Annotated in this window: 16 protein-coding genes; 10 read left to right on the top strand and 6 right to left on the bottom strand. The window is 60.5% G+C overall.

All coding sequences use genetic code 11. The annotated features are described in order from the left end of the window. Window positions 1–186: 186 nt before the first annotated feature. From JNM42_RS07765 to JNM42_RS07725, 9 genes are all read left to right on the top strand, one after another. Window positions 187–1,263 (top strand): histidine kinase, encoded by a 1,077-nt coding sequence (locus tag JNM42_RS07765; RefSeq protein WP_294268116.1) that lies wholly within the window; start codon window positions 187–189, stop codon window positions 1,261–1,263. Window positions 1,264–1,266: 3 nt separating this feature from the next. Beyond that, complete coding sequence (locus JNM42_RS07760; protein ID WP_294268115.1) at window positions 1,267–1,923, top strand: response regulator transcription factor; 657 nt, start codon at window positions 1,267–1,269, stop codon at window positions 1,921–1,923. Window positions 1,924–2,069: 146 nt separating this feature from the next. Further along, window positions 2,070–5,849, top strand: coding sequence for an EAL domain-containing protein (locus tag JNM42_RS07755; RefSeq protein WP_294268114.1), 3,780 nt, complete (start codon window positions 2,070–2,072; stop codon window positions 5,847–5,849). Continuing rightward, window positions 5,846–7,342, top strand: a complete 1,497-nt coding sequence (locus JNM42_RS07750; RefSeq protein ID WP_294268113.1) for an ATP-binding protein — start codon at window positions 5,846–5,848, stop codon at window positions 7,340–7,342. Before JNM42_RS07755 ends, JNM42_RS07750 begins: the two co-directional genes overlap by 4 nt. Then, window positions 7,339–8,193: a response regulator gene (locus tag JNM42_RS07745; protein WP_294268112.1), complete on the top strand. Its 855-nt coding sequence runs from the start codon at window positions 7,339–7,341 to the stop codon at window positions 8,191–8,193. The genes JNM42_RS07750 and JNM42_RS07745 overlap by 4 nt, the downstream gene beginning before the upstream one ends. Further along, window positions 8,190–9,068, top strand: coding sequence for an HDOD domain-containing protein (locus JNM42_RS07740; RefSeq protein WP_294268111.1), 879 nt, complete (start codon window positions 8,190–8,192; stop codon window positions 9,066–9,068). Before JNM42_RS07745 ends, JNM42_RS07740 begins: the two co-directional genes overlap by 4 nt. A gap of 14 nt (window positions 9,069–9,082) precedes the next feature. Continuing rightward, on the top strand, window positions 9,083–10,807 hold the full coding sequence (locus JNM42_RS07735) for an ATP-binding protein (protein ID WP_294268110.1): 1,725 nt from the start codon (window positions 9,083–9,085) through the stop codon (window positions 10,805–10,807). After that, window positions 10,804–12,138, top strand: coding sequence for an HD domain-containing phosphohydrolase (locus JNM42_RS07730; RefSeq protein WP_294268109.1), 1,335 nt, complete (start codon window positions 10,804–10,806; stop codon window positions 12,136–12,138). Before JNM42_RS07735 ends, JNM42_RS07730 begins: the two co-directional genes overlap by 4 nt. Window positions 12,139–12,141: 3 nt before the next feature. Continuing rightward, window positions 12,142–12,699, top strand: coding sequence for a response regulator (locus JNM42_RS07725; protein ID WP_294268108.1), 558 nt, complete (start codon window positions 12,142–12,144; stop codon window positions 12,697–12,699). A 334-nt stretch (window positions 12,700–13,033) separates the two neighbouring features. Here JNM42_RS07725 and JNM42_RS19450 read toward each other — a convergent pair whose 3' ends face one another. Both JNM42_RS19450 and JNM42_RS07715 read right to left on the bottom strand, forming a co-directional pair. Beyond that, window positions 13,034–13,234 carry a hypothetical protein gene (locus JNM42_RS19450; RefSeq protein WP_366504424.1) on the bottom strand — a complete coding sequence of 67 codons (201 nt, stop codon included), beginning with the start codon at window positions 13,232–13,234 and terminating at the stop codon, window positions 13,034–13,036. Between the two features lie 324 nt (window positions 13,235–13,558). After that, window positions 13,559–13,726, bottom strand: coding sequence for a hypothetical protein (locus tag JNM42_RS07715; RefSeq protein ID WP_294268106.1), 168 nt, complete (start codon window positions 13,724–13,726; stop codon window positions 13,559–13,561). A gap of 98 nt (window positions 13,727–13,824) precedes the next feature. On the opposite strand from JNM42_RS07715, the gene JNM42_RS07710 reads away from it, so the two are divergent. Next, window positions 13,825–14,079, top strand: coding sequence for a hypothetical protein (locus tag JNM42_RS07710; protein ID WP_294268105.1), 255 nt, complete (start codon window positions 13,825–13,827; stop codon window positions 14,077–14,079). A gap of 199 nt (window positions 14,080–14,278) precedes the next feature. Here the strand turns inward: JNM42_RS07710 and JNM42_RS07705 are convergent, their stop codons facing one another. From JNM42_RS07705 to JNM42_RS07690, 4 genes are all read right to left on the bottom strand, one after another. After that, entirely contained in the window at window positions 14,279–14,881 is a 603-nt protein-coding gene (locus JNM42_RS07705) for a peroxiredoxin (protein WP_294268104.1), read from the bottom strand. A 110-nt stretch (window positions 14,882–14,991) separates the two neighbouring features. Continuing rightward, a complete protein-coding gene (locus tag JNM42_RS07700; RefSeq protein ID WP_294268103.1) occupies window positions 14,992–15,294 on the bottom strand; it encodes an acylphosphatase in 303 nt (100 codons plus the stop codon). Between the two features lie 128 nt (window positions 15,295–15,422). Further along, window positions 15,423–15,950, bottom strand: a complete 528-nt coding sequence (locus tag JNM42_RS07695) for a formate hydrogenlyase (RefSeq protein WP_294268102.1) — start codon at window positions 15,948–15,950, stop codon at window positions 15,423–15,425. Window positions 15,951–15,952: 2 nt separating this feature from the next. Continuing rightward, a partial coding sequence (locus JNM42_RS07690) for a Ni,Fe-hydrogenase III large subunit (protein ID WP_294268101.1) occupies window positions 15,953–16,966 on the bottom strand: 1,014 nt, incomplete at its 5' end.

Raw genomic sequence — 16,966 nt, 5'->3', positions numbered from 1 at the left:
TGGTATTGCCAGGCTACTAATCAACAAGCTGCCGGTCACGGAAATCAGACGTCAACTTGCCGCTCGGCCATTACGGCTGTTACAACAGTTTGCCAGTGTCCGATAGCCCGGCTATCCCCTTGAGTTAGAAAGCATTACCATAGGCACACGAACGGTCGCCTGGTGGAACACAGCCGCGTGAAAAAAATGAATGTCCTCCAAGGGCTCGATATCGACACCGCCCTGTTACAGCAAATTCTCGATGCGCTTCCGGTCGGCATCTGGATTGCCGACCCAAGCGGCCAGTTGCTGGCCAACAACTCCGCCGGGAGCCGGATCTGGGCGGGCGAACGCTGGATCAGCCCGGAAGATTATGGCGAATACAAGGCCTGGTGGTCGTCCACCGGCAAGCTGTTGGAGACCGCCGAATGGGGAATGTCGCGCGCTGTCGCCACGGGTGAGGTTTCGCAGAACGAAATGGTCGATATTGAATGCTTTGATGGCAGCCGCAAGACCATCCTCAACTCGGCCATGCCCATTTACGATGCGGATGGCCAGATCCGCGCCTGCATCGCCGTAAACCAGGAAATCACCGATCTCAAGCGCGTCCAGGACAATCTGGTGCTGGTGCGCAACCAGCTTGCAGCACTTTCCGGTGCCGCGCTATCGATACAGGAACAGGAGCGCAAACGCCTGTCGATGGAATTGCACGACGAAATCGGACAAACGCTCTCGGCGCTCAAGATCGTTGTCGAGACGGCACGCCGGCACTGCAAGAACAAAACCCTCGCCGACTATATGCAGCAGGCCTCGGAAATGGCCGACACGCTGGTTTCCGACGTACGCGAGATCGCCCGCCGGCTGCGACCGCCGCCCCTTGACGACCTGGGTCTGGTTGCCGCTTTGCGCTGGCACCTCGATCGCGTCGCTCGCGCGGCACCGCTTGAAGTTCGTTTCGATGCCGAAACCCTGACACAACGTCTCTCAAGCGATCTTGAACTGGGCTGTTTCCGTATCGCGCAGGAAGCCGTCTCCAACGTTATACGTCATGCCGCAGCGAGCTGTCTGACGGTCACACTTGAAAAAAACAATCGTCATCTCACCCTGTGCGTTCGAGACGATGGCTGCGGTTTCGTGCCGAAGAGCCTCTTTACGGAGCTAAACCACCCACTCGGTCTGATTGGCATGCGTGAACGCGCAGCGATGCTTGGCGGCGAATTGCGCGTCCGGTCGACTCCTGGGCAAGGCGCTGAAGTCCAGGCCATTTTCCCGCTGGGGGGATGAGCCGTGGAAACCGTCCGCGTCATCATCGCCGACGATCATCGCCTGCTTCGTGCCGGACTGCGCATGCTCCTCTCGGAGATGCCGGGCGTCGTCGTCCTCGCCGAAGCCGCCAACGGCCGGGAAGTCCTGGACGCTTGCGAGGCCAGTACCCCCGATCTGGTGCTGATGGATATCGCGATGCCGGTCCTCGGCGGCCTGGATGCACTGTGCGAACTTAAGGTCAAACATCCCGGAATACGCGTCCTCATGCTTTCCATGCTGGACAGTGAAGAGCATGTCCTGCACGCGCTTCGTCTTGGTGCTTCAGGCTATTTACTCAAGGATTCGGCACCTGCCGAGCTTGAACTGGCCATTGGCGCTGTCATGCGCGGCGAAATCTGGCTGTCCTCGGCGATTTCTCGCCCGGTGGTCGATGGCTACGTGGAGCGAGTCATGGACGGCGACTCGGGTAGCCAACGGGTTCAGGTCCTGACGCCGCGCCAGCAGGAAGTGCTGCGTCTGCTCGCCGAAGGAAATAGCACCAAGGATATAGCCTTCGCACTTTCACTGAGCGTCAAGACTATCGAAACCCATCGCGCTCAGATCATGGAACGGCTGGAGGTGCACGACCTTGCCGGCCTGGTTCGCTATGCCATTCGCAGCGGCGTAGTAAGCGCATAGACCGCCCGGTCATTCCGGCAAGAACGAGCAGGGAGCCGGGCTAACAGATCTAAGGTTTTTCGTAGCCAATATCAGGGAATCCCCGATAGCAAGCCGCCACGAAGATGCTCATCCTGAAGAAGATAGTTTTGACTTCGAGGGATGCAATGCTGCGGCAAGCGCTGACCGTTATCAACATCAATGGCAACAAGGCAAAGCTGTATTTCTCCTCGCACGTCATGCGTGAAGTTGACTTCCGCGTAATCGAGGCGGAAACCATAGTTCAGGCCGTTGCACTGGCGCGTCAGCGCCCCGATCTGATCGTTATCGACACCCACATGGGAAGCGAAGCGCTCAGCGAACTTTACCTCGCGATGCAGGCTGCGCCTCAATGTTCCGAAATCCCGATACTGCATCTGTTATCCGCTCACGAAGACGTCGATTGCCCCAGGGGTATGCATAGTGGCAAGCTGCACTGGCCGGCCGGTGCCAGCACCCTGCTGAAGACGGTTCGCGAGTTGATGCTCGCTGTGGCTTCGCCAACCGGTGTGAGCAATGAACAACTCGTATTGCACGACCGGTTCGCGCTGGCCGCCAGCTACCAGGTCGACCAGCGCGGTATCGTTCTCGCCTGGGGAACCACGGCGGAACGAGTGTTCGGCTGGAGCGCGCGCGAAGCACTCGGACGTTTTTTGCCCATCGTCGACACAGCACAGCACGACGAATTCCTCTTGATGCTTGCCAGCGCCCAGCGCGGGCAGGCACTCTACCGCTCAGCAGGCGCACACCGCACGAAAGATGGCCGCACGCTCACGCTTGCGACTTCGCTGCTGCCCATTTTTGGTCCCAGCGGCGCGCTCGAACGAATCCAGATCGTCGCGGCAGATATCACTGCAAGCCACCGCTTGCAGGCCGAATTTCAGCTCCTCTCCACGGTCGCCCTGTCCAGCAAGGACTTGGTATGCGTACTCAAGTCAAGTGGTGAGGTCGAGTTTCTCAACCCCGCCGGCTATCGGCTGGTCGGTCTCGACGCATCGGCGTCGCTCAAGCTGAATCTGGAGCAGTTCGCGCCGGCAACGAGCTGTGCACGAATTTATCGGCAGGCCTTGCCGCACGCGTCTGCCGAAGCCGCCGTTGACGACGAGATGACGCTGACCGATGCCAACGGCAACGATTTCCCGGTCTCCCTGCAAGTAGTTCGCCTCGGCTCGGCAGGCAGCGATCATTTTGCCATCGTGGCGCGCGACATTCGGGAACAAAAGAAAGCCGAGATCGGTCTGCGCCGGCTTAACCGCATTCTTCTGATGCTGGGCAAATGCAGCCAGGTCATCCAGCAGGAACGCAACGAAAACAACCTGTTTTCCGCCGTTTGCCGCCTGCTGACGGATACCGGCGGTTATCGATTCGCAATGATCGGTCTGATCGTTCCTGATCCCGAACAGAAAATGCAACCGGCAGCCTGGAGCGGCGACGACATGGCGACGGCGGATGAAATTGCCACCGGCTGGGATCATGATCACGAGCGCGGGCGTGGGCCGACCGGCATGGCCGTACGCACCGGGCAGACCATCATCCGGCACGACATCGACCGGGCCCCTGAATTTTTACCATGGCGGGGATTCAACGAACGCCTCGGGCTGCACTCGATGATCGCGCTGCCGCTCATACATGACAAGAAGTGCTTCGGTGCGCTTAGCATCTACTCGACACAAATAAACGCGTTCAGCGCAGAGGAAGCCGAACTGCTGAATGATCTTTCCAGGCAGTTTGCCCATGGCATTCACGCCCTTCGTGCAGAATCGGAACGGTCCGCAAACGAAGTGACGCTGCGGCTTTTTTCCGGCGCGATCGAGTCTACGCTGGATGGCGTAGCGATCTCCGACGCGCAGCGACCCGACCATCCCATCATCTATGTCAATCCAGCCTTTACGCGCATCACCGGCTGGGAGGCCGACGAAGTTCTCGGCAAGAACGGCCGCCTCCTCGTTGCCAGCGAACCGGAGCAGCCGGAAATTGAAGTCATCCGCCATGCCCTGCGCGGGCGCAACGCCGGTCAGGCAGTAATCCGCTGCTTTCGCAAGGACGGCCAGATTTTCTGGAACGAACTGCATGTGTCACCGATACTCAACGCCGATCAGGTGGCGACTCACTACGTCAGTGTCATTGCCGATGTCAGCCAGCGCATTCAGCGCGACAGCCAGCTCGCGCACCTGGCCACCCACGACCCGCTGACCGGCCTGGCCAACCGCACCCTGTTCAACGATCGCCTGCTGCAGGCGATCGCCCGCGCGCAACGCGACGAGCGGCTGGTGGCCGTGCTGCTGATCGATCTCGACAAATTCAAGCAGGTCAACGATACCCTCGGCCATGGCGCCGGCGACGTCCTGCTGCATATGGTGGCCTGCCGGCTGAAGGGGCTGGCGATGGACAGCGACACGCTAGCACGGCTGGGCGGCGACGAATTCGTCTTGCTCCTGGCCGACCTCGAAAACAAGGGGGATGTGCCGCACACCGGCCAGATGTTGATCGATCAGTTGGCGGCCCCGTTTTCAATCGACGGCGAGGAAATCTTCGTCACACTCAGTATCGGTGCCGCCATCTACCCGCAGGATGCGAGCGACGCCGAGAACCTGCTGCGCCTGGCCGACGTAGCCATGTACGATGTCAAGGAAAGTGGTCGCAACGCCTTCCGCTGCTTCACGCCCGAAATGAGCTGCCGCTCGCAGATCCAGATTGCGCAGGAAAGAGATTTGCGGCGCGCGCTCGAACGCGGCGAACTGCTTCTCCACTACCAGCCGAAGGTCGACCTGTATTCCGGCCAGATCACTGGCGTTGAGGCGCTGGTCCGCTGGCAACACCCGGTGCGCGGCCTGGTGCCGCCAGCACAGTTCATTCCGCTGGCCGAGGAAACCGGCCTGATCCTTGCAATCGGTACCTGGGTGCTGCGCGAGGCGTGCCGGCAAACCAGGCAGTGGCAACTTGATGGCGTGCCGCCGATGCGCGTGGCGGTCAATCTCTCGCCAATTCAGTTCCGCCAACCCGACCTGGTCGAGCAAATCGGTAATGCCCTCGCCGAAAGCGGGCTCGACCCGGGCTGGCTTGAACTCGAAGTCACCGAATCCCTGGTCATGGACAACCCGGAGGTCGCGACCGATTTCCTCAAGCGCCTGAAGCAGATGGGTATCCGGCTGGCGATGGACGACTTTGGTACCGGCTACTCTAGCCTCAGCTATCTCAAGCGTTTCCCCTTTGACATATTGAAGATCGACCGCTCCTTCGTGCAGAACATTGTCACCGATCCCGACGACGCCGTGATCGCCGTCGCTGTAATCGCCATGGCCCACAGCCTCGGGCTTCAGGTCATCGCCGAGGGTGTCGAGGACGAGAGCCAGATGCGTTACCTTCGCAGCCACCTGTGCGACGAGATCCAGGGCTATCTGTTCTGCCGGCCGCTGCCTGCCGCGGAGCTTGCCGCCTTCCTGCGCGAACCGCGCTCGCTCGTGCAATGGGCAGAGGGCAGCGAACGGCAGGAGCGCACGCTGCTCCTGGTCGATGACGAGCCGGATATCCTCAATTCGCTGAAGCGCCTGCTGCGCCGGAGCGGTTACCGCATTCTTACCGCGGGTTCGGCGGCGGAAGGGCTGGAATTGCTGGCATTGAACAGCGTTCAGGTGATCGTTTCCGACCAGCGCATGCCGAACATGAGCGGCTCGGAATTTCTCGGCCGGGTCAAAATTCTCTATCCGGACAGCATGCGCATCGTGCTCTCCGGTTACACTGAAGTAGCTGCCCTGACCGACGCCATCAACCGTGGCGCCATCTATAAATTTGTCACCAAACCATGGAACGATGATGATCTGCGCCGGGTGATCCGCGAAGCCTTCGTCGCGCATGCACACAAAGCCACAAAACCGGCGACGGCCAAATCTACCGGAGAACCCGCATGACATTCGAAGCCTTCGTCTGGGGACCGCATTTTCTGACCGGAATACCGGTCATCGACGGCCAGCACCAGCGCCTGGTCGAACTGATCAACCGGCTGGGTGAGGTGCTGGTCGATGACACCCTGGTGGATCTGCCGGAGATCGTTGCCGAAGTTCGCGCCTATGCCAACTACCATTTCCGCGCCGAAGAAGGTGTCTGGCATAAAGCCGGGCTCGATCGTGGCGAACAGGCCCGTCACAAGCAAGCGCATCTCGATTTCATCGCGCAGCTTGATCATATTCACAACGATTTTTCCGGCCCGCCGGAAAAACACGCCATTCTGCTCAACGCCTACCTGTCTTCATGGCTGATCTTTCACATTTTTGGCGAGGACCACGCCATGGCGCGTCGCGCACTGGCGGACTCGCCGAACCCGCCCGTGGCCGAATCCGCGCCCATATCCCGTTCACCGCTGCTGCCCACGACCACCGAAACCGTTCTGCTCGCCGCACTCCTGAAGCTGCACTCGGCACTGACGACCATGAACACGCAACTGCGCGACACAAACCGCAACCTCGACGCCCGGGTGCGCGAGCGGACACTGGTTCTCGAATCGGTCAACGCGGCGCTGGTACATGAACGCGATCTACTGGCCAGCGCCAACTTCCAGCTCGACGAAACGCGTACGCGGCTGCTGGAAAGCGAGAAGATGGCCTCGATCGGCCAGCTTGCCGCCGGCGTCGCGCATGAGATCAATAATCCGATCGGCTTCGTCAATTCCAACCTCGGTACGCTCGGCGAGTACATCGAAGACACCTTTGCCGTGCTCGACACCTACGCCGCAGCGGAAGCGCTGATCGCCCGCGACCCGCAGGCCATCGCCAGGGTGCGTGAAGCCAAGGAGGAACGGGCCATTGCCTTCGTGCGCGAGGATGCAAAATCCTTGCTGGCCGAATCGCTTGAAGGCCTCACGCGCGTCAAGAACATCGTTCAGGATCTGAAAACCTTTTCGCACGTCGATCAGACAGAATGGATCTGGGCCGATCTGCGCGTGGGACTGGAGAGTACGGTCAACATCGTCTGGAACGAACTGCGCCACAAGGCCGAATTGCGCCGCGAGTTCGGCGACATTCCACCGGTGTTGTGCAACCCCGGCCAACTCAACCAGGTGTTCATGAACCTGCTGACGAATGCCGCCCAGGCCATCGACGGCCATGGCCTCATCACGGTGCGTACCGGCGCCATCGATGGCGAGCAGGGGAAGGAAGTCTGGGTCGAGGTCGAGGACGATGGATGCGGCATCCTCCCCGAACATCAGGCTCGCATATTCGAACCTTTCTTCACCACCAAGCCGGTCGGCAAAGGCACCGGGCTCGGCCTGTCGCTGGCCTGGAACATCGTGCAGAAGCACGGCGGTCGCATCGAACTGGATAGCGCATCGGGGCAAGGCTGTCGTTTTCGCGTCTGTTTGCCGGAAAGCGGGCCGGCAACTACCGAGGTAAGGAGCGAACCATGAACATTGAAAATGCCCTTGAGGAACACGCGACCACGGCCGCGCGGACGCGTACCATCCTGCTGGTGGACGACGAGGAGAACATCCTTGCCGCCATGCGCCGCGTGCTGCGCCGCGAAGGCTACCGGATACTGACGGCCGGTAGCGGCCAGGAGGGACTGGAATTGCTGGCCGCCAACCCGGTCGACGTAATCGTTTCCGACCAACGCATGCCGAACATGAGCGGCGTCGAGTTTCTGCGCCAGGCCAAGGCGACGTACCCGGAGACCATGCGTATCGTGCTTTCCGGCTATACCGAGTTGCAGTCGATTACCGATGCGATCAACGAGGGCGCCATTTACAAGTTTCTGACCAAGCCGTGGGAGGACGAGCTGATCCGGGCCAATATCGCCGAGGCTTTCCGCCACAAGGAGCTGGGGGACGATAATCGCCGGCTGGCACTTGAACTGGCCCGGTCCAACGAGGCGTTGCAGGCCTTGCTGATCGAGAAGCAGAAGCGGCTGGTGCTCGACGAGGCTTCGCTGGATATTGCGCGTGAAGTGCTGCATTGCCTGCCCTTGCCGATTGTCGGCATCGACGACGATGGCATGATGGTGCTTGCCAACCCCGAAGCCGATGCCCTGCTTGGCGATGGCGACACCCTGCTGGGCGAATCGGCGGCGCATCGCTTGCCGCCGGAGTTCATTGCCCGACTGGCGGAAGGGCTGGGCGGCGATTTTTTGTGGCAAGCCAGTGACGGGGTGCGTTGCGTGCTGTGCCGTCGCATGGGTAGCCAGTCGCGCTCGCGCGGCCGGCTACTGATGGTCATGCCGCCCGCTACCGATGACTGCGCACGAGTAGAGAGTCAACCATGAGCAGCGAAATCGGTGAACAGGACGCGTCGATGCGTCTCGACCGCGATGCGGTACTGAAAGGTGTCCGCAATCTGCCCTCGTTACCTGCGGTTGTGATCGAACTGCTGCAATCGATGGATAACGACGACGCCGATACCCGGCAACTCGCCACCAAGCTGGCGCACGACCAGGCCCTTGCGGCAAAAGTATTGCGCGTGGCCAATTCGTCGTTCTACGGCTTGCAGGGCAAGGTCGACTCGATCGGCGATGCCATTGTCGTGCTTGGTCTGCACGGCCTGCGCACGCTGGCCATCGCCGCCGCAGTGACCGACGTGTTCGCCAGCAAGGACAAGCAGGGCGGCTACGATCTCCTCACTTTCTGGCGACATAGCGTTGCCGTCGGCCTGTGCGCCAGGGAGGTCGCCCGGCAGCGGCGCATGAACGAGGGCAACGCCTTCGCCGCCGGACTGATGCACGACATCGGTCGCCTGGCGCTGGCCAGTTGCTTCCCTGGGCATCTCACTGCCGTGGCGCAGGAGCGCATTGCCACGGGCGATTGCTGGCTGTTCGCCGAGCGTCGGGTACTCGGGCTGGATCACGCCGAGATCGGCCGGTTGCTGACCGAGCACTGGCGTTTCCCCTCGCTGTTGAGCCTGGCCATCGGCACCCATCACGCGCCCGACATACAGCACGAGCCGCTGGCCACGCTGATTAACGTGGCGGACGCACTGGGGCATAGACTGGATCGGAGCGAAGAGGATGGCGTTCTGGTGCCGGAGCCGCCGTTGAACGAGGCGGCCTGGGCCGCCGTCGGGTTGACCGAGGAATCGGCACAGTCGCTCGTCGCCGTGGTCGAGGCGCAGTTCGAGTCGGCTTGCGCCGCATTGATTTCATAAGGGGTACGTAAAAAATGAGTACGGACAACAAGAGTGCACTACCTTTGCCCGAGGACAGGCCGTATTTCGATCTGCTGGAAGATCTCCACACTCCGATGATGCTGCATCGGGGCGGGCCGATCCTCTTTGTGAACAAGGCGCTTGAGAAAATCACCGGTTATCCGCGCGGCGAGTTGCTCGGCGTGCCGTTCTATAACCTGCTGCACCCGGATTCCCGGGAACTTGCCCGGCAGCGCGGCGCAGCGCGATTGAGCGGCGAAAGCGCACCGCCCGTCACTTATGAAATCCGCCTGCAGACGGTCGACGAACGCCATCCGTGCTGGGTCGAACTGACCGTTTCCCTGATCTCGATGAATGGCCTGCCAACCCTCGTTGCCGCGTTCTGCGACCAGACCGAACAGCGTCTTGCGGCAGACCGCCACGACTATTTGCGGCAGTGCATGGCGCAGGTCATCGACGGCAATCCGGTGCCTATCTTCGTGCTCGACGCCGAGCACAAGGTGACGCACTGGAATCGCGCCTGCGCAGTCATCACCGGCAAATCCGCCGCTGAAATGGTGGGTACAAAACACCACTGGATGGCGTTTTATCCGTCCGAGCGGCCGGTGATGGCCGACCTGGTTCTCAGCGGGACCTTTGAAAGCGGCATCGCAACCCACTATCAAGGTAAATTCCGGCGCTCGCCGATCATCGAAGACGCCTACGAGGCGGAAGATTTCTTTCCGCAGTTCGGTGACCAGGGCAGCTGGCTCTACTTTACTGCGGCGCCGATTCGCGACACCGAGGGGCGCATCGTCGGCGCCATCGAGACGCTGCAGGACGTGAGCGCCCGCCGTGAGGCGGAGGCCGCCTTGCGCGAGCACCAGGCCAAGCTGGAAGCACTGGTCGCACAGCGCACCGGCCAACTTGAGCAGGCCAACGCGCAACTGATGCAATCCGAGAAGCTCGCCTCGATCGGCCAACTGGCGGCCGGTGTGGCGCACGAAATCAACAACCCGATCGGTTACGTGCACTCGAACATTGGCGCTCTGGAGAACTACATCGGCGATCTGTTCGGATTGCTGGACCTCTACGAAGCGGCCGAGCCGGCGATTTCCTCCCCCGAGCAGGCGGCGGCCATCAAGGCGCGGCGGCAGGAAGTGGATGTCGGTTTTCTCAAGGAAGACATCCCGATGCTGATGCACGAGTCGCGCGAGGGCATCACGCGGGTAAAAAAGATCGTGCAGGATCTGAAGGATTTTTCGCATGTGGACAGCACGCTCGAATGGCTGTGGGCCAATCTGCACCACGGCATCGATTCGACCCTCAACGTAGTAAACAACGAGATCAAGTACAAGGCCGACGTGGTCAAGGAATACGGCGATCTGCCCGATGTGGAATGCCTGCCCTCGCAGCTCAACCAGGTGTTCATGAATTTGATGGTCAACGCGGCACATGCGATGGGCGAACAACGCGGCCAGATCACCGTGCGCACCGGGCGGCAGGACGATTCGGTCTGGCTGGAGTTTGCCGACAATGGCAGCGGCATCCCCGAGGCCATCCAGACGAAGATCTTCGACCCCTTCTTTACGACCAAGCCGGTGGGCAAGGGGACGGGGCTTGGACTATCGCTTTCTTATGGCATCATTCTGAAGCACAATGGGAGCATCAGCGTGAAGAGCAAACCAGGCGAAGGAACCCTGTTCCGGATTGTTCTGCCGATCAAACATATCGAGCCCGGGGACGAGACCCCATTATGACAGAAGCCGCATCGGACCTTACGCCTGCACCAATTCCGGCGCCAGCCTCGGGCGATGCTGTCGCGCCCTGGCGCATCCTGTGTGTGGATGACGAGGCCAACATCCTTTCCGCCTTGCGCCGTCTGTTCCGGCAGAACGGCTACCAGATCAGCGTTGCCGGCGGCGGTGCAGAAGGTTTGCAGATTCTCGTCACCCAGGAATTCGATCTGATCATTTCCGACATGCGCATGCCGGAAATGGATGGTGCGCGATTTCTCGAACAGGTATTCAAGCGCTACCCGGACACCGTGCGCATCCTGCTTACCGGTTATGCCGACATTGCTTCGACCATCGAGGCGGTGAACAAAGGGCAGATTTACCGTTACGTGAGCAAGCCATGGAACGATCAGGAGTTGTTGCTGATCGTGCGCCAGGCGCTCGACCTGAAAGCGCTGCAGCGCGAAAAGCTGCGGCTGGAGGCGCTGACGGCGCGGCAGAACGAAGAACTGAAGGCGCTCAACCTGTCCCTGGAAGAAAAGGTGCAGGCCCGTACGCAGGAACTGGCGCTGGCCAATGAGAAGCTGAAGGGCAGCTTCATCACTTCGGTCAAGGTTTTTTCCAACCTGATCGAATTGCGCGAGGGCAACCTCGCCGGACATTCGCGGCGCGTTGCCGACCTGGCGCGCAAGATCGCCAACAAGCTTGGCATGACACCGCGCGAGACACAGGATGTATTCCTCGCCGGCCTGATGCACGACATTGGCAAGATTGGCCTCTCCGATCACCTGCTGGCCAAGGCGGTAACGCAGATGAGCGGCGATGATCTCGGCGCCTACCGCAAGCACCCGGTCAAGGGTGAGCAATCTTTGATGGCGCTGGAAGAACTGCGCGGCGCGGCGAAGATCATCCGCGCACACCATGAGCGTTTCGACGGCCAGGGTTATCCCGATGCGCTGGCCGGTCTCTCCATTTCGCTCGGCGCGCGCGTGCTGGCAGTGGCCAACGACTACGATGGCTTGCAGATCGGCATAGTCGCACCGCGCCGGCTCAGCCCGGAAGACGCCAGGAAGATGATCGCCAATGGCCGTGGCAAGCGTTACGACCCGACGGTAGTCGACGCTTTCCTCGCCGTACTCGGTGGCGTCGAACCCGAGCGCACGGCCGAGATCGCGGTGCCGGTGGCCGACCTCAAGCCGGGCATGGTGCTTTCTCGCGACCTGATGACCCGCGACGGCGTGCTGTTGCTCGCCGCCGATTATCTGCTCGACGCCAGCCTGATTCGCCAGATCCGCGATTACGCGACGACCGACGGCGGCGCGGTCAGCGTCTTCATCCGCAACGACAGGAGATAGCTTATGTTGCGCATCATGCTTGTCGATGACGAAAGCAATGTTACCCGCGCGCTGCGCCGGACGCTGACACGCGCTCTGCAGGGTGAATCCTTCGCAATCGAAACCTTCGATGACCCCCGACTGGCGCTTGAACGCGCGGGCGAAGTCGATTTCGCGCTGGTGGTCTCCGATTACCGCATGCCGCCAATGGATGGCGTCGAGTTCCTCAAGCGCTTCCGCATCATGCAGCCGGACGCAGTGCGACTGATCCTTTCGGCTTCGAGCGATGTCGAAGCGCTGCTGGCAGCGATCAACCAGGCCGGCGCCTTCCGATACATCCTCAAGCCTTGGGATGACACCGATCTCGTTTACATCGTGCGCGAGGCACTTCTCGCTTTCAAGGAGCAGTCGGCAAACCGGCGCTTGGCTGATGAGGCCTGCGCCCGCGAGATGGAAATGAGTCCGGAAGAACGAGAACGGCAGAGGCTGGAAGCCGAGGAACCTGGCATCACGAAGGTGCGCTGGGGATCGGCTGGCGAGGTTTTACTCGACGACGAGGATCGAGATGCACCCAACTCCTGAGAAACAAGTGAAGCTCACCCACCTTTTTGACTTGCCTTCGTAATTCAAATCTTGTGCGGCGCTTAGGCAGACATCAACTTCAGCTTTGGGGTCGAAAGGGTGAGTAGCGTTTTTCGATAAGCAGCCACTCTGCCTTGTCTCGATTGATTTCTGTTTGGTAACACTTGAACGGCGGCAATGCGAAGCGGAGCAGTCACACGGGCGCCAAGCCCTCAATGACCGCTGAGGCCGATGAGCCGGAATTGCCCTTCAGGCAGGTTTCAAAGTGAAGCGGTCCTTCATGCGTCCGGTCTGGAGAGACGGTAGCCGGCTGCTGCTGGCCGACAGCCGACTATCATGTTCCCAACTCAGGCATACCGTGAATGTCAGGAGTCCGCCCGATAGCAGCCAATCGCCAGGCGGCCATAGCTGGCGTGCGGCGAAGCTCAATGTGCTTGCCGATGGGGACGGGTTCGAGGGTATATGCTACCCCGTCAAGATCCGTGAATTCGACCAACACAAAATTATCGCTGAACTCATCAACGATGGTGCCCACCTGACCTTTGGCAAGGTGACTCGCCGGAACGTCTTCCCGCGTCGCAACGACATCAAGTAATTTAATCGCTCAGCCATGCCATGAAATCGCTTCTGACCTCAGCCTACGTTTTTTTTCCCCTGATGGAACGACGAAGCGTCGGGAAGCGAGAAGCTCGTCATCTACCCAAACAAGGAGATTCCCTACGGGGCAACTCGGTGCTGCGCTGTTTCTCATTGACCGGCGGCTAGCAAGCCGCCCGCTTGCGGCGAGCCAGGTCCTCACGTTCCTCGGCATTGCGTTCGAGGGCTCTCTTGATACCCTGCGGCAGCACGAATCAGGTCATCAGGCTCGATCCCATGCCGAGGCACTGATGATCAGCAAACCGATCGTCGACGGCAGAAACGGCAACTGGCCAAAGACGATCCAGCCGAGCATCATGGCCCAGATTAACTGGACGTAGAGCAGCAACGAACTGTCCTGGGATGCCGGGCTCTTGTGGCGGATCTTCAAGATACTGAGGGATCTCGAGGCGGTGTTGCGCAGCCTGATGGAGGAATTCTGTTTGCTTAAAATCTACCATTCGAAGGAGGAAACGATCCGACGGCCGCTTGTTCATCTCGGTCCCGGCCTATCAGTTTGTCCAGACGATTCTCCAGCGCTTGAGGGCGCATGATACTCAGGAGTCCTGCCCCAGTTTGCGCGTGGTGCTCGCAGTGCAGCGCCGCGTGACCGCCAGCTTCATGAAGACAGACGTTCGCACCTTGCAGTTGCGCAAGGCTACTCGCCCCGAGCCCGATCTTGTGCCTCTTTATGATGCTCTTGGCCTGAAACCAACCTGCGGGGTTCGGAAACTGATCTCCTGATCCCGCCACAACGTGAATGAAGTGCCGCACGCGAGCTTTCTTTGCTGCATCTGCTTGATGCTTCGGTAGTTTGTGAGACGGCCGACAAACCTGGGTTTGGCCATGGTAGTTCAATGAAAAAGAAAAGCCCCGTCTGCGCAAGCGAAGACGGGGCTTTCTCTTTCCAATGGCGCCGATATTTCAGCGCCAGCGTGGGTGCTTACAGTTCCTTGGCATGCGCTGCCAGATACTCGGCAACACCTGCCGTTGAAGCCTTCATTCCGGCCTTGCCCTTGTTCCAGCCGGCCGGGCAGACTTCACCATGCTCTTCGGTAAATTGCAGGGCATCGACCATGCGCAGCATTTCGTCGACATTGCGTCCGAGCGGCAGGTCGTTGACCACCTGGTGGCGAACGGTGCCTTTCTTGTCGATCAAGAAGGAGCCGCGGAAGGCCACACCGGCGGCACCGAACTCGACGTCGTAGGCGCGGCAGATTTCGTGCTTGATGTCGGCGATCAGCGGGTACTGAACCTGTCCGATACCGCCATTGTTGATCGGCGTATTTTTCCAGGCAAGGTGGGTGAACTGCGAGTCGATCGAGACGCCGATGACCTCGACGCCGCGTTGCTTGAATTCGTCCAGTCGGTGATCGAAGGCGATCAGTTCCGACGGGCAGACGAAAGTGAAGTCGAGCGGGTAAAAGAAAATGACCGCATATTTGCCCTTGGTTTCGGTGGACAGCGTGTAATCGCGGATTTCATTGTTGCCCATGACGGCAGTTGCCGTGAAATCGGGGGCTTGCTTGCTGACGAGAACGGCCATGATTATCTCCTTGAGTGAGTTGTTGATTAAAGGTGAGGGAACGAGAAAGGGACGAGTACCCAATTCAGCTTCGTTTAGTCAGCATAGCGTCTTGGCAAGTTCCCGGCAAATCAAAAAGTTGGACGCTGCTTGAATCCGGCCAATGTGTCCGGGTTTTCAGGGTTGGGTTCATCGTTGCTGATGACGCGCTCGACACGCGCACTGGGCGGGCCGCGATAAGCCCAGGCGGTCAGTGCGTCGACAGCCTCCGGCGTGCCGTAAATCAGGGCTTCGACGCTGCCGTCACGGCGGTTGCGCACCCAGCCACTGAGCCCCAGTGCCTTGGCTTCGGCACAGAGCGACCATCGGTAACCGACGCCCTGGACGCGGCCGAAGATGGCCAGGTGTCGAGTCAGAAATGTCTTGTCAGTCATGGTAAAAGGCGAAGATAAAAAGCTTCACCACCAAGGGCGCCAAGATTCACCAGGAAGAACAAGATGTAAAGCTGGTGTTCCTTGGAGTCTGGGTGGTAAAGCATTTGCAGTGGACTTGCGAATCGAGTTCAGGTCTTGGCATTGATGTTGCCGGGGGCGATGGCGGCCAGGATGCCTTGAATCAGTTGCAGCGGGGTCGGCGGGCAGCCGGGTATTGAAACGTCAACCGGGATGACGTTTGCCACCCGTCCGCAGGAGGCGTAGCTTTCGCCGAAAATGCCGCCGGTGCAGCCGCAATCGCCAACCGCGACCACCAGCCTGGGTTCCGGAGTGGCGTCGTAGGCACGCTTGACGGCGACTTCCATGTTCTTGGCGACCGGGCCGGTGACCAGCAGCAGGTCGGCGTGGCGCGGGCTGGCGGCAAATTTGATGCCGATGGCCTCAAGGTTGTAATAGGGGTTGTTCAGGGCGTGGATTTCGAGCTCGCAGCCATTGCACGATCCGGCATCGATGTGGCGGATGACCAGTGCGCGGCCGAGCTGCTTGAGTACCGCATCGGAAAGCCGTTGCGTGGTGGCACGCAAGGCCTCGTCAATGTCGGGTGCCGGCTCGCTGACGATGCCGGTGCGGAGAATTTGTCTGAGCATCGGGATCATGGTTAGAGATCCTGTCCGGCGTAGGAGAGGTTGAAGGATTTGTTGATCAGCGGGAAATCGGGAACGATGTTGTCGATGGCAGCGTGTTCGAGCGCCGGCCAGTTCTGCCATGAGGGGTCGTGACAATGGCAGCGACGTATTTTGCCATCGGCGCCGGTTACGAGGGCAACCAGGACATCGCCGCGCCAGCCTTCGACCCAGCCGAAGCCGCGCTGGTCGGGCGCGCTACGCAGTTCGTTGCGGATACTGCCGGGCGGCAGGTCGCCGATGATTCTGTGGATCAGGTGAATCGATTCGCTGATTTCGGCAAAACGGACGAGTGCGCGCGCGGCGACATCGCCGTTGCGCTCAATCACCATCTTTGGCTCCAGTTGATCGTAGGGGGTGCACGGGTGATTGCAGCGCAGATCCCAGCGCTGCGCACTGGCCCGTCCGGCCAGACCAATGACGCCGAGGCGCTGGGCGAGCTGCGGCGTGACGCGGCCGGTCGACAGGAATCGATCCTGCAGGCCGGCGTGTTCGTCGTAGATTTTCTTCAGCCTGCGCATTTCGACGCTGAGCCTGTGGCACTGGTCAATGATGGCCTGTGCACCCCTGGCGTCAAGGTCGACGACAACGCCGCCAGGGACGACGCGGTCCATCAGCAGACGGTGTCCGAACAGGCTGGCGTTGAGCCTGATCCAGTCTTCCTTGAGGCGCATGAACTGCATCAGCCCGAAAGCCAGAGCCACGTCATTGCCGAGATAGCCCAGATCGCCCAGATGGTTGGCGATCCGTTCGCGTTCGAGCAGCAGCGCGCGCAACCACAGCGCGCGTGGCGGCGGGAGCGTGCCGCTGATGGCTTCGGCGGCCTGACTGTAGGCCCAGGCGTAGGCGAGTGTCGAATCGCCGGAAACGCGGCCGGCCAGCCGGGCGCCATCGCCAAGCCCCATGCCGACAAAGCGGCGCTCGATGCCCTTGTGCTTCCAGCCAAGCCGTTCCTCCAGGCGCAGCACGCTTTCGCCCATCACCGAGAA

It is taken from the genome of Propionivibrio sp. (genome assembly GCF_016790145.1).
In the GTDB taxonomy this organism is placed as follows: domain Bacteria; phylum Pseudomonadota; class Gammaproteobacteria; order Burkholderiales; family Rhodocyclaceae; genus Propionivibrio.
The sequence above is the reverse complement of the archived record's forward strand: the minus strand, read 5'-3'. Positions and strand labels throughout refer to the sequence as shown.

What these genes read in the sequence shown, in the direction of transcription:
- JNM42_RS07765 (WP_294268116.1), top strand. Translation starts at nt 187, where the DNA reads ATGAATGTCCTCCAAGGGCTCGATATCGACACCGCCCTGTTACAGCAA.
- JNM42_RS07755 (WP_294268114.1), top strand. Translation starts at nt 2,070, where the DNA reads ATGCTGCGGCAAGCGCTGACCGTTATCAACATCAATGGCAACAAGGCA.
- JNM42_RS07750 (WP_294268113.1), top strand. Translation starts at nt 5,846, where the DNA reads ATGACATTCGAAGCCTTCGTCTGGGGACCGCATTTTCTGACCGGAATA.
- JNM42_RS07745 (WP_294268112.1), top strand. Translation starts at nt 7,339, where the DNA reads ATGAACATTGAAAATGCCCTTGAGGAACACGCGACCACGGCCGCGCGG.
- JNM42_RS07740 (WP_294268111.1), top strand. Translation starts at nt 8,190, where the DNA reads ATGAGCAGCGAAATCGGTGAACAGGACGCGTCGATGCGTCTCGACCGC.
- JNM42_RS07735 (WP_294268110.1), top strand. Translation starts at nt 9,083, where the DNA reads ATGAGTACGGACAACAAGAGTGCACTACCTTTGCCCGAGGACAGGCCG.
- JNM42_RS07730 (WP_294268109.1), top strand. Translation starts at nt 10,804, where the DNA reads ATGACAGAAGCCGCATCGGACCTTACGCCTGCACCAATTCCGGCGCCA.
- JNM42_RS07725 (WP_294268108.1), top strand. Translation starts at nt 12,142, where the DNA reads ATGTTGCGCATCATGCTTGTCGATGACGAAAGCAATGTTACCCGCGCG.
- JNM42_RS07705 (WP_294268104.1), bottom strand. Translation starts at nt 14,881, where the DNA reads ATGGCCGTTCTCGTCAGCAAGCAAGCCCCCGATTTCACGGCAACTGCC.
- JNM42_RS07700 (WP_294268103.1), bottom strand. Translation starts at nt 15,294, where the DNA reads ATGACTGACAAGACATTTCTGACTCGACACCTGGCCATCTTCGGCCGC.
- JNM42_RS07695 (WP_294268102.1), bottom strand. Translation starts at nt 15,950, where the DNA reads ATGATCCCGATGCTCAGACAAATTCTCCGCACCGGCATCGTCAGCGAG.